A 24,957-nucleotide genomic window follows, 5' to 3' on the forward strand; every position below is an offset into this window, starting at 1 on the left:
CCTTGCAATTTTTTAGATAAAACGAAAAAACTGAAATTTGGAAAAAGCGATCCCCTAGCCAATGGCCAAATCAAAATAAAATTCAAAGGGATCTTCCGAACCTACCTGCCCCCAAGGCAGCAAGGTAGATATCGAAGTAAGGCGCTTATCCATTTGCCCCTTACTTCACAACACAATAATTCCTGGCTAACTTTTTCTTCAGTAGAACCTTATACCGAAGTTGCTTCAGGCATAGGCTCCACTGCTTTTTGTTTCTCACCGATACACATGAGCACTGCAGGCAATATGATCAAATCGCATAATACTGCTAACCCGATGGTGAGGCATCCCAAAATCCCCATGTAGATGTTGGGCACAAAGCTACTCATAATCAGCATCGCAAAGCCAACCACCAAAATGATAGTGGTTGATACCAATGCGATTCCACTTTCACGCGTAGCAAGCGCAATCGCTGCTCTGTTGTCGAGATTTGCTTTTTTGGCCCTTTTGAATCGATCCATCACATGAATCGTATCATCTACTGCAATACCTAAAGTTGTAGCGGCAACCATCATGGACGCGAAATCCAGGTAGATATCTAACATCGCCATTACCGCACCAGTAATGATAATAGGAAGAACGTTAGGGATTAACGCAACCCAGCCATACTTAAAGGAACGCAACACAACAAACAGACAAACAAGAATTGAGATTAGCGAGAACATAAATGAACTTGCCAAACCAGTTAAGGTGTAATTGTCGACATTGTTGAACAGAACCGCTCTGCCAGTAACTGAAATATTCAGATCGGAAAAATGCTCAGCGATGTGCTTTTCGATAGCTTCAATTCGAGCCTTGGTGATAACAGATGGGGCCACAGCAAAGAAAACTGACATGCGCATTTCCTGACCGTTAAACGTAATCAGGTCAGATAGATCTTCATCAGGACCAGAGTTTGAATACAAAAGCAGGAATTGTCCTACCATATCCCGTGTATCCGGAACCTTAAAGAAACCAGTGTCATTATTGTTCATGACCTGGTTGATTTTCATAAGATAGTTAACTGGCGAATTAACCTTCCCATTTCCTTCCAAGGTCACCAGATAATTTTGGAACTCCAGTGCGCGCGATAAAAAGGCCGGATCTTTCACACCATTCTCCAACTTGGAGTCAAGGCGAAATTCCAAACTTAAAGAGCCTTTGAAAGTCTCATCAAAATATTCCAGACCTTGCTTTACTGGTGCATCATCTTTAAAGAAACGTACAAAATTAGTATCGACTTTTACTTGAGAACATAAGTAAATCATTGGGAAAAGCGATAATACCGTTACCGCAATAATGGCTTTGCGAATCGGGTAAATTTTATCCGGCAGATTATTAACTGCACGAGCAATAACTCCGTTGGAGACAAGCTTTTCTGCTTTTTTTCCTTTTGCGCTGGTATAGCTCAGCAAAGCAGGCAATGTGAACAGACTGAAGAAAAATGCAACAGCGACGCCGATCGCCATTTCCACCCCAAAAGTCACAACCAATGCTATCGAGCCGGTTGCTAATGAGAGGTAGCCCAACAACGTAGTAATGCTGGTATAAAAACAGGGTTCAAAACAATATTTAATTGTTTCCACCGCGGCTTCTTTTGGTGAAAGGCCTTGATTACGGAAACGATAAAAACCGATCAACACGTGAATTGTTTCTGCAACAACAACTACTGTCAGCATAGTGGGTAGCGTAATATTCAGCATGTTCATGGACCAACCGAAGTAGCCGATCAAGCCAATGGCTACCACACAAGAGACCACAAGAACCAAAATTGGCAACACAGTCCCAGCAAGTGTTCTAAATGTCAGAAACAGAAAAATAATGATGAATGTCAGCATTATTGGATAGCTAATAGATTGATCCACAGTAGAAAAGTAGAAAAAGCTTTCACTAATCGCCGCTGAGCCAGAGATATAAATTTTATATTTATCGCTTTGCTGCAAACCTTCACGCTCAACAAAGGTGCGAAAATCTGCAGCCAGATCTGTTTTCGCATTACCTTTACCGGTGTATTTGCTTTGCTCAATTACACGTGCAGAAATAAGCGTATTTTTTAAGTCTTTGGTGAACAGTAGATCATGGGCAATATTTTCCCCATTAAGTATGGTTCTAATATCGTTCCATTCCGTCTCAGAGAAATTGAAATTTTTGGAGGCGGGAATTGCAGTCTCGACATTTAGCATCTCATCTTCATAAAACATGTATTCATATTTTACGAGAGAGCGAACCTTGTTAACTGCGGCGTGTTCTTCAAGGTAATTAGTGATCTTTTGAATGGCCTGCACGGTTTCAGGATTCAGAACATCCTTTTCCCCAGCAGCAGCTTGCACACCGACAACCAAATAATCGTCGCTGCCAAACTTTTTCTTTAATTCGTTATATTCCAGCAGGACGGGATCATCATCAAGAAACCAAATATCAGTACTACTGTCGAAATACAGGTTTTTGAATCCCAGGGTGGAAAGTATTATTCCGATGAGGCTGGTGAGTAAGACAAGAGCCCTGTAACGCACCACAAAATTGGCAATATTAGCAATCAAGATTAGTCTCCTTTAAAAATAAATGCACAGCATCATTTGCAATGCGTTCGCAGTTTAATTCCCCGCAAATCCATTTAGCGATATTCATAGGTTGCAATCGAATCAGCATTAAACCCATGAAATTACTACATAGGCCTATAACTGACCACGCGACACAAAACTACTCGATGTTTATTACAAGTTAATTTTTTGAAAAAAATTAAAAAATTTATTTCGAGAATTTACGTGACAGGGCGCGACAACACTGAGGGAGCGGCGAATGGTAGACAAGAATTTTTTTTTGTCAACGTCAATTAAATTTTTTGCCTCAACAGTCCACAAAGAGAATTTTATAGCTTTTAGCGACACGAAATTAATCTAAGCGACACATACATTCCAATAAAACCTTTTATGCGACAAAAATTTGCCACTCCCTTTAACCAAAAAAATGTTTTTTTGCAAGTGACTATTCACGTTTAAAAACGACAATATTTCTTCAAAAAAATATCGAAAAACACGGAAATATATCTTTATTTCCGATGAGTTTATATCTTTCTTAAGTAACAACTACCAGTATGTCCCCACAGTGCATACTGCATTTTGGCATTTAAACTCAGGTTTTATTTCACTATCCAAATGGCAACTTAGCAATTATTCTAACTATTACAGTGTACGCCAAGGACAAGACGAAGAGCCCAACATGCAACTATCAGATCATAGAATCAAAAATGAATCGCCCGAGTCAAAGTCCGGCGCATTCTTCACGCCCAACATCTCCCCGCCAACTTTCTCTGGCACAATATCCCTCAACCACTGTTGCTTTTCACTCTCTGCATACCACGACAGTCTTTTTAAGGAACACAACGTCTATTTTCCTGCCGAACTGGACAGGGCGTTTTTGAAACGTAAGGCAGAATTTTTCGCAGGTCGGTATTGCGCAAAGCACTCGCTACTAGCCCTTGATGGCACAATTGCGGACGTGCACATAGGCCCACAGCGATGCCCTATTTGGCCCGCACACGTCGTTGGGTCAATTAGCCACAGTGGCAATCAAGCCATCGCTGTTACAGCACTAAAGGAAAATTTTCGCGGGCTAGGAATTGACATCCAATATGAAGTTGACGCAAAGACCTACACGGCGATAAAGAATCAGATTTTGTTCGGAAATGAACATGAGGTTATTTTCAGTGGTAGCGAACTAGATATTCGAGTGTTGTTCACGATTGCATTTTCTGCTAAGGAGAGTTTTTTTAAAGCTGCATTTGCAGAGGTTGGTTGGTATTTTGATTTTTCTGCAGTCAGCATAAAAAGCATCGACCAGGAGGGTAAAATTATTCACATGTGCATCAATGAAACGCTAAGCAAGAAATTGGTTGTCGGAACAGAGTTTCAAGCGGAATTTAGACACGCACATGACAATAAAATAGTAACACTCGTGCGCCTTCACTAAGATCGACTGACAGCTAGTCAAGCACCTTTCGGAAAATTGGATTGGTAGTTACTGCAACTGCAGTCACACACCATGCTGATATTCTAGTGCTTTGGTCGCCATTTTTATCAGGATTTTCTTTACAAAAAATAATCCTGTGCAGCGCCCTCAAGGCAAAGCATTCCTGTCAAACTCTCCTGCAGCAACCAATAACTATGGAGTCATATATGAAAAAGCTCACGCTTTTGGTAGGCGCCCTTGTCATAAGCGCCTGCTCCACGCAAAACACACCAGTAACCACCGCAAGCAAAAAAGACACCCTGCGGCTTCATACAATTACCCAAGGTCTCCCGGCCGAACAACAAGCGCGGTACCCTGCGCGCCACCCGGTAGAAACCCTGTCATTTTTTGGCGTTAAACCGGGCGATACAGTCGTAGAAGTTTTGCCCGGCGATGGCTGGTATTCAAAAATACTGGTCCCTTATTTGGGTAACGATGGACAATTGATCGGTGTGGACTACAGCCTGGATTTGTGGCCAAAATTTGGCAGCTGGGCAAATACCGAATTCATCGAAGGACGCAAGCGCTGGCCTGCCGAGTGGACTGATAATGCCAAAACCTGGGGCACAACCGATAAGGCTTCAGCACAGGCTTATACCTTCGCCAGTTTGCCGGCTGACCTCACCGGCAAAGTAGATTCGGTGTTATTTATTCGCGCGTTACACAACCTTGCGCGCTTTGAAAAGAATGGCGGTTACCTGACGCAAGCTTTGGCTGAAACTCGTCGGCTGTTAAAGCCCCACGGCGTGGTTGGCGTAGTGCAACATGCGATTGCCGAAGATAAACCCGATGCTTGGGCCACTGGCGAAACCGGATATTTAAAACGCTCCACCATCATCTCATTTATGGAGCAAGCCGGGTTTGAATTAATTGGCGAGAGCGATATCAACAAAAACCCAAAAGACAACCCGGTTGCCGGTGAAGTCGTGTGGCGCTTGCCCCCCAGCCTGAATGCTGCTGAAGCTGATAAGGCCAAATATCAAGCGATTGGTGAATCCAATCGTGTAACGCTGTTGTTCCGAAAAAAATAAATCCGCATAAATAACTCGCGGAAAAAATAAAAAGCCAATCATCGTTGCGATGATTGGCTTTTTATTTAGCAATTTTTTAATCACACTTTTGAGTTTGTGTTTTTATCCAAGGCTTCTTTTACTAGGGTTTATTGGAAAACACTAACAGCTCGGAAGGACCGAGATCGCGCACCGAAATAAAATGAATTCCACTGTGATGTATATGCACCGACACATGATCACCAACGCGATTTTTTTCCAGCCCTGGATTCGCAGACTCTTCTGTGCTCATCACTAACAGCATTCTACTGGCTATCGGATTTAACGCGACGTCCACCAAAATATCGGCACCGCGCGCGGCAGTGCCATGGGGATTTAACACCACCAAACACTCTTCGTCATCCAGAATCCGTGACCACGCGATAATTTCACCGTTGCTGTACACACTAAACGCATTATTTAAAAATGACACCGGCCGCAAATATTGGCGCCCCAAGCGCAACGCAGGAAACGCCGCGCGCGTTTTTGCCATAGCTCTGATGCGCACATACGCCGGACTTTGCGCATCAAAACAGTGATGCCCCTGAGTACCGCAGGGACCAAAGCCCGGTAAATTTTCATCGAGTGGATTCTGCGCATCCAAACCGGCCAAACCGCCTTTACGCGGATGCTCGGGACCAAATAACGTCTCGCGCAAATAGCGATCACTGGAACCAAAATTTTCAAGCCAGACACGCTCGTGCATTTCTGGCCCACCCAGGCTTTGCTCAGTACCGTAATAAATGCAGGGAATTCCCAGGGTAAATAATTGCAGGCCAACACCCGCGGCAACTTGCTGTGGCGTTGCGGATTCTGCGGAGAAACGCAACTTTTTGCCAAACACGTGATCGTGATCATCGAGAATAGAGACATGTTTTGCGCCCAAAGCACGATGTGATCCCATTACCGCGTTACCCGGGTCAAAACCGGCAAAATAGTCAGCCGGATGTTGCAATCCCTTCGCCACCTGATTCAGGGTCACACGCATTTCGCCAATATCCAGCGCCGCATTTAAATTGCGCTGCAACACATCCAAATAACGATCTTGCCCGAAATCGCCGCCCGCGATTTCGCCTGCCAATAAAAAATCGTGCTTGCCAATATTGGCAGCGAATTCTTTGATGCTGCCACAAAAATTGCGCGCCTGTTCATAGGAAACGTGCTTGAGCGTATCTATGCGAAAACCATCGCAGTCGGTGAGCGCGATCCAGTATTTGTAACAGCGGGCAAGATCATTCATCACATCAGGATTATCCAGTGCAAAATCTTTGAGCGTAATAAAGTCGGCTCGCTTGTGTTCGGCGTAAGGGTCATCAATATCGCCCGCGCCCAAGCTGCCAGCACCAGCGCGAGTGTAGGCGTCAGGCGTTTGCAATTCGCTCGGCCAGACACCTTCATCAATGCTAGTGATTACAGCAGTATCATCGCCCTGCTGATTGCGCCAAGCCCCAAAGCCGTGACGATGACTTGTGTAATGCGGCGTGTATTTACCGCCTGGTAAATCTGCCGGGTAAGTCCAGTTTTCGCCCGAGTGATTAAAAATAATATCCAAAATAATACGCATGCCTTTAACGTGCGCTAAGGCTACGAGATCAACCAGCGCCTTGCGATCACCAAAGTGCGGATCTACGTCCAGAAAATCCTGAATTCCATAACCGTGAAAGGAATTCATGTGCCCACGCTGCTTAAACACTGGACTCAACCACAGGCAGGTCACCCCCAACTCTTTTAGATAATCCAGCTTGGAGGCAACCCCGTGCAAAGTGCCGCCCTGCCAACGGTCACCACCGGATTCCGACCATAGATCCCAGCGCCAATTGGCAGGGCGCGCGGCTGCCAAATTAGCGCGATCAAGCAGTGGGCGCTGCGCCTCTTTGCCATCGCTAAAGCGATCAACTAGCAAAAAATAAAGGGTTTCATTGCGCCAGTCGGCCGGCGATGGAAAGTGATCCAGCCGGCGCGGCAAATTCACGCTGGCAATTGAGTCGGGGCGAGGAGCCAACAGTTGTTGTTGCACAAATGACATGGAAATCTCCTTCGGCGGACGCCGCATTCCAAATAGGGAGACTCAAAAATCTAGCACCGCCACAAAGCCATAAACCAGCGTAAAAATGCCGCTCCCTAGGTTGTTTTTTCACTAGCGGATAACTGCTGATAACTGACGATTATTGAAACCATAGCGCGTTACCACCACAACTTGGCGTTCCGTTGGAGGTGCATATTTAAACGCCACAAAAAACAACATTTTCAGCACTATTAACTAGACTGAAGAATCAACACCGCTGGGTTTTATTATGTTTAATCGCCTGGTCATTTGCTTAATCATCAGCACAGTAATTCCCGGTGCAAGTCAGGGTGCAGACACCGAACCCATGGTGGTTAGCTATCACCGGTCCGAAGGCTATGACAGCCAAAATCAATTTCAATTTGAATTGATAGAACGGGCGATGGAAGTGACTCGTTCAGAATTTGGCGCCTTTGTGCTCCGCCCCTACGGCGGCGCCCCCACGGCCAAACGCCAGTCAATTTTGATGAGTGAGGGCAACTTAATGAATATCCAATGGGCGTCCCCCGGGACACCCATTGCTCAGGCGGAGGTAATTCCCATCCCGATCAATATTTTGCGCGGCCTACTGGGTTTGCGCATTTGCTTGATTAACCAGAGCGATCTACCTCGTTTTGCGCAAATTCAGACACTGGACGACCTGCGTCAAATCAAAATCGGCCAAGGCCAGGACTGGACCGATACACTGATCTACCGATCTAACCAAGTCCCGCTGTTTGAGTCTGCAGGCCTAACGCAGCTATTTCCACTTCTTGCCACTCATCGCATTGACTGCCTTCCCCTGGGCGCCAATGAAATAGGCGTTAAATATGCCGAACAACAACCATTGCACCCGAACATGACAATAGAGCCAGCACTGCTGCTCTATTACAACTTTCCCACCTACTTATACATCAGCAAAAACCACCCGAAACTGGCACAGCGGACACTTGCCGGTTTGCAGATTTTGAAAGCGAGCGGGGAGTATGACCGCATGTTCTGGCGCTACTTTGCCAAGCAACTGGCGCCGCTGGATTTGCATAAGCGACGGATTATCTGCCTGAAATCACCCTATATTCTTGAACCTGAGCAGTGCACAGGCCCTATAGCGCTGCCCGACATCACCCCACCTGGCGACGTTCAAACCCAACCTGCAGTCGAGCACTGATAAAGCCTAAAAAATGTAAACGATAGCAAGCCGATTTTTCAAATAACTTCCGCAATTTCATTAGCTAAAAAATATGCAGGCAATTTTTCAAAAATAATTTGATATGTGTACCAATCCACTTTTTTTAGCCGCTTTGATAGCTTGCATTTGCCTGCCACTAAGAAATATCATGTAACCGATTACAAAAACCAGTGGTCGCTTGCCATAACCAAAATAATTTTGCTCCTGTTTCCCCTCTACTGGAAGCACGTGCGGCAAACGGGTGATGTTCGGTAATCACCGTTTTGATAACACCGATGTTTACAGCACCAATCCCATAAATCTCACCGCCAGGGGCATGCTTTTCGTCACTGCGTTGAGCCCGGTATTGGTGGAAAAATTAACTGATAACAATAACCACCAACGCATCCGCCGGCGTCATTCGTCACGGCTGCAAAAAGGAAAACCCATGAAAAACCTGATCCCACGCAAGAACTCATTACTGAAGAAAACCGCCCTGGCTGCACTCACCGCCGCCATGGTTTCCCCTGCTTTTGCCGGATGGAGTGTGAGCGGAACCCAGATTTTGGACCCAAAGGGCAATAACTTTATCTATCGCGGTATAAACCACGCCCACGTTTGGTATCCGGACCGCACCACTCAAGCCCTGAAAGACATAGCCGCTACTGGCGCCAACTCGGTGCGCGTAGTCCTGGCCAATGGCACTCAATGGACCCGTACCAGCGGCGCCACCGTGACCGACATCATCAATCAGTGCAAAACCAATAAACTGGTGTGCGTACTGGAAGTACACGATTCCACCGGTTTCGGCGAATCAGCCGCAGCGACCAATATCTCTAATGCCGCTAGCTACTGGGCGAGCGCCGATATCAAAGCCGCAATCACCGGTCAGGAAGATTACGTAATCGTAAATATTGCCAATGAGCCCTACGGCAACAATACCTCCGCCTCCACCTACACCAATGAAACCATCGCCGCCATCAAGACCATTCGCAACGCCGGTATTACTCACCAAATCATGGTAGACGCGCCGGCCTGGGGCCAGGATTGGCAGTACGTGATGCGCGACAACGCCGCCAGTATCTTCGCCGCTGACCCACTCAAAAACCTGGTGTTTTCGGTACATATGTACGAGGTGTACAACACGGCCGCGCGCGTACAGGAGTATTTTTCGACCTTCCGCGCCAAAGGCTACCCCTTGATTGTGGGTGAATTCGGTACAGAAAATAACGGCAACAACGTCGATGAAGCCTCGATTATGCAATATGCGCAGGATTTAGGAATCGGCTATATGGGCTGGAGTTGGAGCGGTAATGGCAGCTGCTGCGTACCACTGGATATCGCCAATAGCTGGAATGCCGGTTCACTCAGCACCTGGGGCAATTACCTGATCAACAGCACTAACGGGATTAAAGCGACTTCACGTCTGGCGACCCATTTCGGTGGCACTACCACCAGCGCCTCCAGCAGTTCGCGTTCCAGCGTGACGCCGAGCAGTTCATCCGTGCCGTCGTCAATTCCGGCAACCAGTTCATCCAGCATTCGCGCCAGCAGCTCATCTTCGCTGAGCAACACCGGCGGCACCTGCAATTGGTACGGTACTCGATACCCAATTTGCGTGAATACACCGTCCGGTTGGGGTTGGGAAAATCAACAAAGCTGTGTGGGGCGCACCAGTTGCGCGGCCCTGCCTGCCCCTTGGGGAATTGAAGGAGGAACAACTTCCAGCACCCCCTCGACCAGCAGCCGTAGCTCCAGCAGCACGCCCGCAACGTCCAGTAGCCGCAGCAGTAATGCTCCTTCGTCCAGCAGCACGAGCAGTGCGAGCAATAACGGGGGATTGAGCTGTACTTATGTAGTTTCCAACTCCTGGGGTTCAGGTTTTACCGGTGCGATCCGCGTCACCAACGCCGGCACCAGCGCCAAATCCGGCTGGACTGCCAGTTGGCAATATAGTGGGAGCAATCGCATCACCAGTACCTGGAATGCCACCCTGAGCGGCAGCAATCCCTACAGCGCTACTGGTGTTAGTTGGAACACCACCATTGTCGCAGGGCAAACGGTGGAATTCGGCTTCCAGGGCAATACCAATGGTGGCAGCGTAGAAATGCCAGCAGTGACATGTCGCTAACCCAATGAAAAAATTACGCCTGTGAAAAAAGAGGCGTTCCACTAAACATAAAACCCCGCTTTTTACGGCGGGGTTTTATTTTTTGCAGTAGGTTTTTCTGCGCGAACTAATTATTCAACCAATCGCAACGAACCAAACACACTCGCATCCTGATAGCCCAGGTTGTTTTTATGGCCCGGCGTATTCACCGAACCCATCATACTTTCGCGCTGCGGGCTGCCATCATTATCGATGTAACAGGCCGAGAAACCCATCAACTTACCGCTGAATAGTTTAAGCGGGGTATTGGTTTTCCAATCGGCGTAATCCTCACCGTAGATGCGCACGCGCAACTCCCAGAGATGCTTGCTGCCGTTACTCACCAGGCGGCTGGTGACGTGATCATTCAGCAGTTTTGGTCCCGAGGTGGTGTAATCGACCACATCGCCATAGGTGCTGATGTGATAGGCCCAGGCACTGGTGTTGTAACCGTGTTGGCCGCCGTTTTTATTTTCGTCGATAAACAGTTCGACCGTGTCATCTTCCCAGTAGCGATCCAACGCATCGCGCACGCCGTCGTAAATGCGATCGTCAGTGACATCGAACAGCAGGTATAAGTAGTCTTCATCCCACAGGGCTTTATAGCGGCCGCTGTAATCCTGCGCCGATGGATTGGATTGGGTACCCAGCCAGAACACATCAATCGGCGCCCAGGCAGCGCGCTCCCACACCGTATCAGCGCTGCCATCAATGACCGGGGCAGACGCTGCGCGCGGCGCATCATAGTGATTCGGCACGCTGCTGGCGCTGGAAGAACTGCGAACACTACTGCTAAACGCTGATGAGCTCACCAACACATTACCGACCGTCACGGGAATGGTTTTCACGCCATTGCCAAAGTCACCGTAAGCCGTGAGCTTGATGTTGTAAGTGCCTGCTGCCGCATAGGTATGGGATTCCAATAAGCGACCACTGCCACGGCTGCTGGTTTGGCTGCTGCTGGTCTGAGCGGTATCACCAAAATCCCAGTCCAGCGCGCGCGCCTGATAGGACGTACGCGCATCCACCTTCACATTTAAACCGTCCACTGTGTAGGTAAAGTGTGCCGAGCCACCGGTATCCTGGAAGGCACCACATGGCAGGGCAGCAGAGCCTTGCACGGTGTCGGCAAGTTCCCCGTCGGATACGGTCAAGGTGACAGGGGTGGCGGGGCGAATTAGGCCACAATCATAAAACGATTGTTGGAGAGAGCCACTAAACTGCCCTTCACCAAAATCCCACAGATAGGTCAATCCACCAGTTTTTTCAGCATCGTATGAGGTGTTGGCATAAGCGATTATACGTTGGTTATCGCGCACGACATTGAGTACAGCAATCGGCGGCTTATTACTACCGGCACCCGTTAGTGTAATGAACTCCTGTGTTTCACTAATTGATGTGCCGTCATCCACTGAAACAGTAACCGGGTAAGTTCCCGGTGATTTGTAGGTGTACCAGACATCACCGTATAGAAAAGCACTGCCACTACCAAAAGCGATGGTGTAGCGCAGCTTATCCGCATCCTCGTCAGTGGATGCCAACGCGTTAGCACGCACAGTCAATCCATTTGCGGTTAACGTCAAACGCGCTACCGGGGGATGATTAACCCCTTTGGAACTGCTTGATCCTACCGAAGACACCGATGAGGGGCGCGAACTCGCGCTGGAAAAACTGGAATTCGAATTACCTGCACTGCCAGTCGATCCTGCGGAAAAGCTGCTAACACTCCTGCTAGTCGACACACTGGAGTAGCTGCTGGTCGAAGGTGCACTGATAAATGGATTGCTGGTGGATGGACTACTGGTCGTCGGCATACTCGTGCTTGGACGGCTAGTCGTCGGTAAGCTGATCGCAGATCTGCTAGTCGACGGAATACTAGTCGTTGATGCGCTGGTAGATGGATTGCTCGTTGGTGATGAACAAAGACTACCATTCACAACCGGACGTGCCGCCGGCGAGTTGGCAACGCCTTTATTCCCCTGCACGCCAAACTCCACACTTTGACCCGGATTAATCTGGTTATTCCAACCCACTCCAGTTGCGGTATAGGGGTTACTGCCACTGACGTTGGCATTCCATCCGCCGGTGCGGGTGGTGCCGTCAGAATAGGCCCAATTGACCGACCAATTGTTAATAGGTGAACTGGTGTCATTGGTGATGCGAATGGCGGCCACAAAACCGGTATTCCAATCGCTTTGCACGATATATTCGCAGCGCGCCGCAAAGCTGCTGGAGGCCTGAAGCGCTAAACCAGCAACCAGCAAAAATGCCGATTGCCGCAATCGTTTTTTAGTAGTGATTTTCATTGTTCCCTCGACGATAAATAAATTGAACGCTTGCCCGGGATGGGAAAAAGCGTCGCATTGTCGAGGGTAATGCGCCTCAAAGAAGTGCAGCAGTCACTATTTACAAAATAATGGCGCTTAACTCAGATAAAGTTTACATTCGCATTTTTGGTAGCGATGATTACCAATGTTCAACCATAAAAACATACTATTTTTATCAGCCACGAACAAAAACAATCATTCGCAAGCAACAAATAACAAGCATCGATCAAATCATTTTGAGCAAATCTTTTAAATCACTGACATGACGTCGGCTGATCACCGGGCGCGTTTCAATATCGGACAGACGCACTTGATACTGCCCTTGCGCTGAGCGTTCAAGCGCCTCTATGTGCCTGATAGACACCAGCGAATTGCGATGCACGCGCACAAAGCGTCCGGCAAATTCTTCCTCCAACTCCTTCAAGGTTTCATCGAGCAAATGTTCACCGTTGCGATGATAAACCGTCACGTATTTGTGATCAGCGAGGAAATAGCGCACATCGTCTACCGGAATTAACTCCACCCCGCGGCGGGTTTTGGCACTGATTTGTGTACGCTGGTTTTCCTTTTTGGGGACAGGATTTTTTTGGGCGGCCACGCGCTGGATTTTGTTCAGCTTGGTAGCCTTTTCCAATACTTGCAAAAGCTGTTCAGCCTTTACCGGTTTAAGTAAATAGCCCACCGCGTTAGTGCCAAAGGCATCCAGCGCATACTGATCGTACGCAGTACAAAAAATTATCGCCGGGGGGTCTTCCAAGGCGGCAATATCGCGTGCGAGCGACAAGCCATCGCGCCCGGGCATTTGAATATCCAGCAGCACAATATCGGGATCATGGCCGGTGATCGCAGCCATCGCCTCTTCCGCGCCATCGGCTTCTGCAACAACAGAGAAGCCTTCAATCTTCTCCACCATGCGCACCAGTCGCTGCCGCGCCAGAGCTTCATCATCGACAATCAATACATCCATAATTATTTTCTCTGCGGATGACTAAAAATGTATTTGCCGGCACAGCTCTCACACTGTTATCGGGCAAAAAATATAGGTCGTAAATACACCGTTTTCCGCACTGCTGGATAAGCGTGCGGCACCTCCGAAATGCGCCGTTAACCGGCGGCGAATATTATCCAATGCCATGCGATTATGGCGCTGGGAATGTTCGTGGTTTTGCGAATTTCGTTTTACCAGGACATAAGGGTTGCTAATGACGATACTCAGTTGCTTATCGTTTTGCGAAACCTTGATGGTAATTTTCCCGCCCTTGGGCATGGGCTCCACCCCGTGGAAGATCGCGTTCTCCACCAGTGGCTGCAACATCAAACTCGGAATTTTCACTTCACTAGTGTAGCTGCCGATTTGCCAATCCACCTGCAAGCGGCGCCCCAAGCGCAGTTGCTCAATCTCCAGATAGTGCTTGCATAAGGTCAGCTCGCGCTCAAGTGGAATGAGCGAAGGTTCTGCCAGGCTTGCGCGAAACAGTTCCGATAAATCTTCCACCACCCGCTCGGCGGTTTCCGGTTCAGTGCTGATCAGACTGGCTATTGAATTCATACTGTTAAATAAAAAATGCGGGCGAATACGTGACTGCAACGCTTGAATACGGGCCTGCATTTCCGCTTGCTGTTGATTACGTAATTGCTGCTGCAGGTAGAGATAACGTAACAAAATACCCGAGAGGATTGCCGCCAGCGCCAGATTGTCCACCAAGAGCCAATAATCCAAGCCCACCGGGCGCTCTACCACCAACACCAAATCACTAACACCATAAATTATCCATTGCCCCACCAGCGACAAGACCAAAGTAATTAGTAGTACTAATGCGTAACTTACACTCCCCGCCTTAATCTGGGTTTGACGAGCGAGCCAGAAGCGCATTCGGCAGAGTGCAATCGCACTGCACAAGACAATCCATTGCACTTGCACCGAAACCAAAGCCAATTTATCCCAATTGAAATTTCTCAGCCCCGAGGGTGCACTAATGGTTAACAAAAGCGCTAACAGCTCTGCAACCAACACCAGCAGGAATACCGCCTGGCTATTGCATAAATCAGGCAGAAACGGCGTAAGCGGCTCGCGCACTTCGGCACGGGTATTTTTGACCCTGGGTGCAGACATAAATCCTCTGTGGTTTTTCCTCGAGTGGCCGATCACTGGCCCAACTTATTGGCAGTAGCTTGGGCTATAATGCCCGGCTTTGTGGCACCAGGGCAGTTTTCGCTACGCAAAAATGCGAATCTTAGCCTAGCTCCACCAACGAACTTCTTCATTATTCAAAGATTGTGGACCCTTCCTCATGAGCCAGAACGACCAGCCAATCAAACCCTGGGGCGGCCGCTTCAGCGAAGCGACTGATGCATTTGTCGAGCGCTTTACCGCGTCTATCGGTTTTGATTACCGCCTCTATCACCACGATATCAACGGCTCTATCGCCCACGCCACTATGCTGGCGAAAGTCGGCGTGCTGTCTGAAGCCGAGCGCGACCAAATTATTGCTGGTCTGGAAGAGATACGCGCAGAAATCGTGGCCGGCAAATTTACCTGGTCGGTAAGCCTGGAAGATGTGCACATGAACATCGAAGCGCTGCTGACCCAACGTATTGGCATCACCGGTAAGAAACTTCATACCGGCCGCTCGCGCAACGATCAAGTGGCGACCGACATTCGTCTCTATATGCGCGACGAAATCGACGCTATCGCTAAAGAGCTGACCCGCTTGCAACAGGGCATGCTGCAATTGGCCGACGCCAATACCGATACCATCATGCCCGGTTTCACCCATTTGCAAACCGCCCAGCCAGTGACCTTCGGTCATCACATTCTGGCCTGGTTTGAAATGCTGCAACGCGACTACGGCCGCCTGCTGGACTGCCGCAAGCGTATGAACTATTTGCCACTGGGCGCCGCTGCGCTGGCCGGCACGACATACCCGATCGATCGCGCCTACACCGCGCAACTGCTCGGTTTTGAAGCGCCGACGGAAAACTCGCTGGATTCCGTGAGCGACCGCGATTTCGCCATCGAATTCTGCGCTTTCGCCAGCATCCTGCTGACGCACATGTCGCGCATGAGCGAAGAGCTGGTGCTCTGGACTTCATCGCAGTTCAAATTTATCGACCTGCCCGACCGTTTCTGCACCGGCTCATCAATCATGCCGCAGAAGAAGAACCCCGACGTGCCCGAGCTGGTGCGCGGTAAAACCGGCCGCGTTAATGGCCATTTGATCGCGCTGCTGACCCTGATGAAATCCCAGCCACTGGCCTACAACAAAGACAACCAGGAAGACAAAGAACCGGTATTTGATGCAATCGATACCGTCAAAGACTGCCTGCGCGCCTTCGCGGATATGGTTCCTGCGATTCTGCCGCGCAAAGCCGAAATGTACGAAGCAGCCAAACGCGGCTTCTCAACCGCAACCGATTTGGCCGATTACCTGGTGCGTAAAGGCGTTCCCTTCCGCGACGCCCACGAGATTGTGGGCAAGTCAGTGGCTTACGGCGTGCAGACTAACAAAGATCTGTCCGAGATGAGTCTGGAAGAACTGCAACAGTTCTCTAGCGTGATTGAAGCCAATGTATTTGAAGTTCTGACGCTGGAGGGCTCGGTCGCTGCGCGCAATCACATTGGCGGTACCGCACCTGCACAAGTAAAAGCGGCCGTTGAGCGCGCGAAATCCAGCCTCGGTAACCGCACCACCGTTTAACCGCTCCACTAAATGTTCAAGTAAAAAATGCCGCCTCCTGTCATGGGAGAGCGGCATTTTTATTGCTTTGACTTTCATAGCACCCGAAAAGATTACGCGCCATTACAGTTCGTCCCCATTTGGCGCATTTTTCATTATTATTTCATCCATCCGCTGGTATTTGCATCGGAATGAACTAGGCTGAAGATTCGGCAGTCTATTTTTTCGCCAACACAATCACGAGGCGCACAATAAGGGAGATGGGCAGAAAATCCTTGCATTCAGGAGATTCAGAAGAAGCACTGGCAGCAAAAATACAGCTGCTGGAGGAGGAGCTGTCGTCCCTGAAACAAAGCCTGCACGCCAAACACGCCATTAACCAGCTGCGCGCCAGCGCCCAACTTCCCCTCAGCTCTACCGAGAGCGATCAGGACGCGCCTGGTCCACTGCGCAAAGCTGAAGGCGCTACCTTTGATGAAACCTGGGTACAGGAAACCCTCCGGTACTTGGTTAAACAGCAACACCCGCACAGCATTCAGCAGGTTCTGCGCAAAGTGGGTAGCCTGCTGGGCTTGCGCGAGATAGGCCTATGGAGTTGGGATGCACAGGATGCACAACTCAATTTACTCAGCCAATGGAGCGCTAGCGACCTGCCGGATGCCAGCCGCTGTCGGCTGCAAGCCCCGGATTGGCTAAGGTTTGCCGTGAAAGCTGACTCCAGCGAATTACGTAAGCTGCAAAACGGAGAGGCGCTAGCGTTGTCTGCCACTGATCCCGACCTCGCCTCCGCGTCCGAGCCCTTGCGTCAGTTGGGAATCTTCAACAGCCTGATTATCCCGCTCACCGAGCAAGCCCAATTGCGCGGCTTAATGAGTTTGCACCGCGACAGCCCCAACACCTGGCACCCACAGGACACCAAGGCGCTGGGCAGTTTGCTGAACTGGTTATTCCGCTTCATGCAGCAACACGAACACCTGCGTTTAATGAATGACCGCGACACCCGCCATCAATATGCGATGGAAGCCAGTAACGACGGCATTTGGGATTGGAATTTATTAACCAACAAAATCTATTTCAGCCGCAGTTATTTGCGAATGCTGGGTTACGACTACGAAGATCTGCCCGGCAATTTAAATACGTTACGCGATTACTTTGTCCACCCCGAAGACCTGGACAATATGCTGCACGAATATCAAACCACCATCGACAACAAACGCGACTCACTGCAATTACAATTCCGCTTGTTGCATCGCGATGGCCATGTGATCTGGGTACATTCCAAAGCCAAATTCTTTGAGCCAGATCATCAGGGCCGCCCCACTCGCTGCGTGGGCGTTAATACCGATGTGACTGATTTTATGAACTCGCGCGAAGAGCTGCTCAATGCCAAGGCGCAAGCCGATCTGGCGAGCAAAACGAAAAGCGAGTTTCTCGCGCGCGTTAGCCATGAAATTCGCACCCCCATGAATGCGATTATCGGTATCGGCTACCTATTGCAAGACACCACTTTGGATGAGCAGCAAAAAAGCTATTTGATGAGCATTAATTCCGCCGCGGATTCGCTCTTGCAAATCATCAATCAACTGCTCGACTTCTCCAAAATTGAAGCGGGGCGAGTTATTCTGGAATACGCCCATTTCGATCTTGATCAGTTATTTGAAAAAATTTCGCGCCTGTTTGAAATCAGCGCGTTACATCGCACGGTCAATATTGTGTATGACATCAAAGCCGATGTGCCACGCTTTTTGCGCGGCGATGCCTCGCGTTTGAGCCAGATCCTCAGCCATTTGATTAGCAATGCGTTTCAATATTCCAACACTAGCCAAGTCGTTGTCCGCGTGCGCCGCTTGCCGCAAACACAAAAACAAGTTGTGTTGCAATTTGTCGTAGAAGACAGCGGTCTGGGGATGACCAATGAAAAATTGGCACACATCAAAGAACGACTGGTGTTTAACAAATACCATGCCGACACCGAAAGAAATTCCTACGGCCTCGGCATTTGCAGTCACCTTGTGCACTTAATGCAAGGCGAGTTTCAAATTGATTCCCAATTAAATAAAGGCTGCAAGGTAACCTTTAGTGCCGCGTTCGAGCACAGTCACCTGGGTGAAAAAGCCTTGGTAAATCACCCGCGCGATTTAAACAATATTCGCGTGTTGATTGTGGATGACAACACCATCGCACGTACCATTATCGCGAGTACTGCGCGCAGCATCCATTTGCAAGTGGATGAAATTGACAATCCCTTTAGTGCCATTGAGCGCATTCGCCAGGCCGACAATCTGGGGCAGCCTTATCATTTTATTTTACTCGATTACCGCATGCCCAACATGAATGGCTTGCAGCTCACCGGTTTAATTAAGTCGGATAACAGCTTGAAACAAAAGCCCCGGGTGTTTTTGATTTCCGCCTATCATCGCGATGAAATTTCCAGCGCCGACCCCAACGCTATTTTGGTGGATGAATTCTTAAGTAAACCCGTCAGTGAGTCGCGTTTATTTGATGCCATCAGCCAGGCCATAGGGCGTGAAAGCCTGCTACAACAAATCAGCCCGGAAGTAATTGCTGCCAATGACACACTCGATGTATTGGACAATACCCGTATGCTGATTGTGGAAGATAATATTGTTAATCAGCAGGTGATTCGCGGCATATTGAAAAAGAAGCATATCCACACCACCATCGCCGGCAATGGCATAGAAGCATTACAAATATTGGAAAACACCGACGAAGCCTTCGATGCAATTTTGATGGATTTGGAAATGCCGGAAATGGATGGGCTGGAGGCCACGCGCCGTATTCGCGCAGGCCAATTGCGCAACAACATCCAGCTGCAACACATTCCCATTGTCGCCGTCACCGCCCAAGCGATGCGCGGCGACCGCGAGCGCTGCCTGGCCATCGGCATGAATGGGTATCTGTCTAAACCGGTAAATCCGGAATTGCTCTACAGTACACTCGCCGATATTCTGCGCAAGAAAAAAATGCCCAGTAGCAACCCGCAGCGTTAATCAAGGCCAATCCGATTCATGCAATCCAAGCTTATTCCATCGCGCCCCATCGACATTCACAACATCGATGAGGGTGTGGACCGCAAGCAACTCAGCCAACTAAAACAGCGCTTTATGGATTTGAATCGCGTTCGTCATGAACGCACCTGCGCTGCATTGTCTGATCGTCAACAACAGTTTTTGCAATTATTACCGCTGCTGTTTCACGTAAACCATCCGATGCTGCCCGGCTATTGTTCGCACTCTACGCCAGCTGGCATTTACCAATACTCACCCAACAACGATGAATTGCGCCTGGCAAAAATTATTGCGCGCAGCTTTCAATACAATCGCGACCTGACCGAAAAACAAGCGCAAATAGATGCACTGTTTTTAATGGGAAGTGTCGGCACTGTTGCACAAAGTGATGCGAGCGATCTGGATATTTGGGTGTGCCATAGCTTGGGTGATGAGCCGCAACAACTACAGGAGCTGGATCGAAAATGTTCGCTCATTAGTCAATGGGCCGAACAGCAAATCCACCTTGAAGTACACTGTTTTTTAATGCAGAACGGTGAATTCTCCAACTTGCGCGGCCAGCAGTTAAGCACCGAAGGTAGTGGCTCTGCGCAACATTATTTGTTATTAGACGAGTTTTATCGCACCGCATTGTGGCTTGCCGGTAAGGTCCCGCTCTGGTGGTTTATTCCTGCTTCGCAAGAGGCAGACTACGCAATCTATCGTGAAAAATTATTAAGCAAACGTTTTATTAAGCCGGAAGAAGTCATTGATTTTGGCGGGTTACCGGAAATTCCCGCGAATGAATTTGTGGGTGCCGGTGTATGGCAACTCTACAAGGGCATAGAGTCACCGTATAAATCCGTACTAAAACTTTTATTGCTCGAAGCCTATGCGAGCAATATGGCGAACATGGCAGTGAGTGCAGAAGATGCTGACTCACTGTCCGCTGATATGCAAATTACCGAAGACCCAGCAGCACATCACCAGCAGAAACTATCAACGACCAGCGAACCACTGGCCCTCAGTTTCAAGCGCGCCATCTACGCCGCCACGCCGGATGCCGATCTCCTCGACCCTTATGTCATGGTGTATCAGCGGCTGGAAAATTATTTGAACCTGCACCATCAATTGCAGCGCCTGGAATTAGTCCGCCGATGCTTTTATTTTAAAGTCAATAAGGCCCTATCGCGCACCAGTCGAAACCCGAATAAATCCTGGCAACGAAAATTATTGGAAGAGCTGGTAAAAACCTGGCAATGGTCCACCCATCAATTGCATATGCTCGACAACCGCGCCTATTGGAAAGCGCCCCATGTTATTAGCGAACGAGCGCTATTGGTTAACGAATTAAACCAAAGCTATCGCCTACTCAACGAATTAAACAAGCATCAAGGGCAAGACATTGCCATCAGCAATGAAGAGCTATTGATACTCGGGCGCAAACTGCATGCTGCCTTTGAACGCAAAGCGGGAAAAATAGAATGGATTAACCCGGGCATCTCGCGTGACTTAAGCGAAGACCATTTGTGTTGCATTCGCGAGCAAAGCGAAGCTGGTGAAAGCTGGCAATTATTGCGTGGCAGTTTTAACGACCTGAGCTTGCGCAATATAAATGTGGAACCCATTAAACGCTCACGCAACCTGATGGAGTTGTTGCTCTGGTGCCATGCCAATGAAATTATGGCCAGTCACACTAAAATAGATATAGTGGGTAGCGGATTTGTGCTCAGCAGTTTACAAAAACAACAATTGCTGCAAACCTTGCAACAATGGTTGCCATTACCGCTTGCTACCGATCACCAGCAGTTTACACGGCCAGCGAGCGTGGAACGCTTACTGTTTATTATTAATGTTGGCGTGGAGCCTCAATCTGAACTGCATAAAAAAGGCATGCAAATGCTAACCAGTCAAAAAGATGCTTTGGGCTACAGCGGCTTGCGCGAAAACCTGATGCTGAACGCAGATGTAATTCAGATCAACTCCTGGGGCGAGCTGTTATGCCGTCATTACGCCAGTGATGCTCTGGTAAATTGTTTGCAACATTATTTTCGTTTAATACCTCCCGGAAAACATGCGTCATTGCCCGAATTAACCGTGCGCTGTTTTAGCATTGGCCAAGGAAGCAATATTGCCCAGCGCTTGACCGAGCTTTGGCGCGACATTATCAGTTGCTTCTACTCCGGAACGCGGCCGCGCACCAGCCGTTATGTTCTGGAAGTCGGTGATGAATACTTGTTGTTGCAATTTTTCCAGCAGCAACCGCAAATTTCTCGTTTTAAAACCTATGAAAAACTGTTGGAAAAACTCAGCCAGCCACAGTTGGAATTTAGCCCTATTGTCATAGACAGTTATTGCCTGCGCGACAAACCCTTGCGCCTTATCTGCAATACGCTAAAACCCAATGGCATTTATGTGTTTTATCAACAACAAAACAGCCAAGCCATTATCACACTGATCGATGAAAAGGGCTCGTTGTTTAGTGCTCGCACCGAATTCCATAACCAGCAAACGCTACTTCGCCCACTGGTGCATTTTATTCGCGCCGCGCTACAGCGCTTGCATATGGATGGTGACCTCAACAATAAACATGTTGAGCAGGAAACGATTTATCTGTATGAACTAATGGGAAACTTTAAACAACAGCACGGATTTGTGGAGGCGCGCGGCCTACAGCGTGAAGTCAGTCAATTGCATTTTATCAATATCAAAGCCATCGCCGAAATGGATGATCAGGAACTACGCTTCACAATTTTTTGCGATGAGCAGGAATTTTCTACATTGGCGTATGGCGCCGATTTATTTAAAGCTGTCGCCAGCTATATTATGCGTCGTCGCCAGCGCAATGAGCGTTACCCCTGTTACATTACCGACCTGGATCTATCCCTCTGTCGCGACGTTCTCGCCCAGCAAACCGGTTTACAACTTGGCCATTATCTTCAATTAAAAGCTGATTTGGAGCGCCGATTGAATCAAGCTCTCGCGCAACTGTGATTTCTCGCCCACCAATTCTTAATTCGCACCAGCTACCTACTCCGATAGACCGCGTTAACAACTATTAATTTTTGTTTAGCGGGCTGGCTGTGTTTATTCGCTCAGGCATAATTTCAATGCGGCAACCTAACCACAGCACAACGTGGAACCTTTCAGTCACACTGACAAAAACCCGCACAACCAACATAACAAACACAACAGAGAGAAAATCGACAATGAAAACTATTTATGCAGCAGTAACCAGCCTGTTATTGGTGATTAGCTCGTGGGCACAGGCCGGTGAATTAACGGGAGCCTGGGAACTTGAATATGCGGTTTACAAAAACAGCACAGGTGAGGTGGTTGGCGAAATTAAAGATAAAACAACCCTTTCCCGCAAAGTATTATCTGACCGACACTTCACCTTTATCACTTGGGATAAATCCGGAAAATTTACCGTTGCCGCTTCAGGCACCTACAGCCTTCAGGGCAAAGATTACAAAGAAACCGTAGACGCAACGTCTGAAGCGCGCTTGATGGGAAAAACTTATGAATTTAATTGCGAAATTAAAGAGGGCGTTTGGATTCACAAGGGCTTAGAAGATGGAATTTTAATTGAGGAACATTGGCGTAAAATTAACTAGCATTGCGCCAAGTCACCCTCCTGCTACGGATTAACCTCTGCCTGAGAGCCGAGCACACTCTACCCGGCTCTCAGAGCAATGAGCTATAAATAAATCGCTTCTCCATTCGCAATCCGAATGGATTTTTTATCAAAGCTGGTGAAGGTAAAAGACACGGGGTACTCCGCATATTCCAGGGTACGTTTTTTGAGGATCTCTATAGCAATCTGCTCCCCTAATCTTAGGCTGCGCGTATTGTCCGTCCGCCAATGTACTCCTCCCATACTCCGCCCCATAGCAACATTCGCTGCAACCTTATTAAGCTCCCCCCCAACAGTCATCGAACTTATTTTCTTAACTTCTTTATCATTCAAACACGTGGGTGGCGTAGCGGTTGGCCCGCTCAAACTCGGATACAAAATGCCTGCGACTGGAAGAGGTGACGGCGGCTCCTTGGGACCTTTTATACACTTGGCCGCGCTGGTAAACAGCGATTCAAATTTTTGATCTTCATCGAACCATGCTTTGAGCACAGTTACACATGCACCAGCCACAGTTGCGTGCCCAGCACCATAAGCTGGGTGTGCAGGGGACCCGGCAGAAAAGGCCATTGGCAGTAACAACTGCTGTTTTCCGTACTTGGTCTTTAACATCCCAGCGATAGCTGAAGATAAAACAACCTCCGCGTCTGCATCATTTAAATCATAATTGCGTTTTAATGCGGGATCATCATCTGCTCCTATGTGCTTAACATGTAACAACCCACCGTAAACTTCCGGCCGACAGCGGCGATGAACCAACCATTTTTGCCGCCAGACCACTTTAAGTGCGCGACTGGCAACCTCGGAAACCAGGGTCAGTAAATCTGGGCCACCGAGAGTCGCAAAGCCGCCTTCTCGAGTGTACAAAGTACCACTGTACGGATTACCGCTATCGATTTTTGCTCCATGAGAATCCAAAAATAATGCGGCATTAAAGTAAGCCTGATGCAAGGCATCACGATTAACAAAGCGCGCCAAATCTCGCATAGTCGCGATTTTGCGCTTGGACTTCTCATAATAAGCGGGGTCATCAGCAAAGTAATTACAATTTGCGTAATCACGCCCATAAGAATCTTTTCCGGTATTTTGCGCATGAAGCCAGGCTTTATAGTCAACCAGAAAATCTCGACCTGCTGCATAGGGAAACTGATCGGGCACAATCGTTTGAGTGCCATAGGCAATGTCATGCAAAAAAAACTGACTTACCAGAGGGCCAAACTCTTCGTCTTTTAGCCCACAGCGAAACAATGAATTCACATCTATTGTTTCAGGAATATCCAGACCAACTTCAATGTCACCCCAGGTTTTATTTTTTGCGTTCTGTGCTTTGGTATAGGCTTTTGAAATATCCTCAACGGCTTGTTGAATTTCCGGATCACTAGAACAAAACTCATAAATATCTTTATCGCGCAAATAGGCCATCCAATAAAGCTCGACCATTTCCGCCGCCGTGGTGTGAGATTTAACCGAGGGGGCGGGAATCATCTCCATGGATTTAGGTAATGGCCCCAATGATTCGGTGGAAGCGCCCGCTAACGGACTGGTGAATTTCGCTGTCCCTCTCAAGGCCCTCACCATATCATGCGGATAAACGAGGATCGGACTACCCTTCGGTACATCTTCAAAGTTGACCGGCATTCCCTGTTCAACCGCATTGCAGATCCCTTTAAATTTTCGGTAAGCCACAGAATCAACTTCACCATACTGGTTGTGTGGCAGGGTCTTATGGAAATTTCCTAAAAACAATGCCTCTTCCGGAGTACTACAATCAGGTGTGAAATCAATTGACTCATCACCATTATTCGTGGGCATAACCATTTTTCTGCTCTCCTTATGTAATCAGCAATTCAAACGTTAGATGAATGTGACAAT

14 protein-coding genes are annotated in these 24,957 nt (G+C 48.5%); 8 read left to right on the forward strand and 6 right to left on the reverse strand.

Features of this window, described 5'->3' with window-relative positions:
• Positions 1-209: 209 nt before the first annotated feature.
• Positions 210-2,558, reverse strand: a complete 2,349-nt coding sequence (locus D0C16_RS14585; protein WP_151033029.1) for an RND family transporter — start codon at positions 2,556-2,558, stop codon at positions 210-212.
• 679 nt (positions 2,559-3,237) lie between these two features.
• Here D0C16_RS14585 and D0C16_RS14590 point away from each other — a divergent pair.
• Positions 3,238-3,987 (forward strand): 4'-phosphopantetheinyl transferase, encoded by a 750-nt coding sequence (locus tag D0C16_RS14590; RefSeq protein WP_151033030.1) that lies wholly within the window; start codon positions 3,238-3,240, stop codon positions 3,985-3,987.
• A 206-nt stretch (positions 3,988-4,193) separates the two neighbouring features.
• Positions 4,194-5,057: a class I SAM-dependent methyltransferase gene (locus D0C16_RS14595; RefSeq protein ID WP_151033031.1), complete on the forward strand. Its 864-nt coding sequence runs from the start codon at positions 4,194-4,196 to the stop codon at positions 5,055-5,057.
• A 121-nt stretch (positions 5,058-5,178) separates the two neighbouring features.
• Here the strand turns inward: D0C16_RS14595 and D0C16_RS14600 are convergent, their stop codons facing one another.
• On the reverse strand, positions 5,179-7,101 hold the full coding sequence (locus tag D0C16_RS14600; protein WP_151033032.1) for an alpha-amylase family glycosyl hydrolase: 1,923 nt from the start codon (positions 7,099-7,101) through the stop codon (positions 5,179-5,181).
• A 268-nt stretch (positions 7,102-7,369) separates the two neighbouring features.
• Here D0C16_RS14600 and D0C16_RS14605 point away from each other — a divergent pair, with 268 nt between their 5' ends.
• Both D0C16_RS14605 and D0C16_RS14610 read left to right on the forward strand, forming a co-directional pair.
• Positions 7,370-8,287, forward strand: a complete 918-nt coding sequence (locus tag D0C16_RS14605; protein WP_151033033.1) for a hypothetical protein — start codon at positions 7,370-7,372, stop codon at positions 8,285-8,287.
• A gap of 265 nt (positions 8,288-8,552) precedes the next feature.
• Entirely contained in the window at positions 8,553-10,418 is a 1,866-nt protein-coding gene (locus tag D0C16_RS14610) for a cellulase family glycosylhydrolase (protein WP_225318690.1), read from the forward strand.
• Positions 10,419-10,528: 110 nt separating this feature from the next.
• Here the strand turns inward: D0C16_RS14610 and D0C16_RS14615 are convergent, their stop codons facing one another.
• From D0C16_RS14615 to D0C16_RS14625, 3 genes are all read right to left on the reverse strand, one after another.
• On the reverse strand, positions 10,529-12,742 hold the full coding sequence (locus tag D0C16_RS14615; RefSeq protein ID WP_151033034.1) for a sugar-binding protein: 2,214 nt from the start codon (positions 12,740-12,742) through the stop codon (positions 10,529-10,531).
• Between the two features lie 247 nt (positions 12,743-12,989).
• Positions 12,990-13,730: a LytTR family DNA-binding domain-containing protein gene (locus D0C16_RS14620; RefSeq protein ID WP_151033035.1), complete on the reverse strand. Its 741-nt coding sequence runs from the start codon at positions 13,728-13,730 to the stop codon at positions 12,990-12,992.
• A 48-nt stretch (positions 13,731-13,778) separates the two neighbouring features.
• The gene (locus D0C16_RS14625) at positions 13,779-14,876 is read right to left on the reverse strand and encodes a sensor histidine kinase (protein ID WP_151033036.1); all 1,098 of its coding nucleotides are present in this window, start codon (positions 14,874-14,876) and stop codon (positions 13,779-13,781) included.
• A gap of 178 nt (positions 14,877-15,054) precedes the next feature.
• Here D0C16_RS14625 and argH point away from each other — a divergent pair, with 178 nt between their 5' ends.
• From argH to D0C16_RS14645, 4 genes are all read left to right on the forward strand, one after another.
• The gene (gene argH / locus D0C16_RS14630; RefSeq protein ID WP_151033037.1) at positions 15,055-16,461 is read left to right on the forward strand and encodes an argininosuccinate lyase; all 1,407 of its coding nucleotides are present in this window, start codon (positions 15,055-15,057) and stop codon (positions 16,459-16,461) included.
• Between the two features lie 239 nt (positions 16,462-16,700).
• Positions 16,701-19,451, forward strand: coding sequence for a response regulator (locus tag D0C16_RS14635; RefSeq protein ID WP_151033038.1), 2,751 nt, complete (start codon positions 16,701-16,703; stop codon positions 19,449-19,451).
• Positions 19,452-19,469: 18 nt separating this feature from the next.
• Positions 19,470-22,442 carry a class I adenylate cyclase gene (locus D0C16_RS14640; protein WP_151033039.1) on the forward strand — a complete coding sequence of 991 codons (2,973 nt, stop codon included), beginning with the start codon at positions 19,470-19,472 and terminating at the stop codon, positions 22,440-22,442.
• Between the two features lie 215 nt (positions 22,443-22,657).
• Positions 22,658-23,065 (forward strand): hypothetical protein, encoded by a 408-nt coding sequence (locus D0C16_RS14645; protein ID WP_151033040.1) that lies wholly within the window; start codon positions 22,658-22,660, stop codon positions 23,063-23,065.
• 83 nt (positions 23,066-23,148) lie between these two features.
• Here the strand turns inward: D0C16_RS14645 and D0C16_RS14650 are convergent, their stop codons facing one another.
• Positions 23,149-24,903 (reverse strand): vanadium-dependent haloperoxidase, encoded by a 1,755-nt coding sequence (locus D0C16_RS14650; RefSeq protein ID WP_151033041.1) that lies wholly within the window; start codon positions 24,901-24,903, stop codon positions 23,149-23,151.
• Positions 24,904-24,957: the final 54 nt, after the last annotated feature.

Origin of the sequence: Cellvibrio sp. KY-GH-1, from assembly GCF_008806975.1 — a bacterium.
GTDB lineage: Bacteria > Pseudomonadota > Gammaproteobacteria > Pseudomonadales > Cellvibrionaceae > Cellvibrio.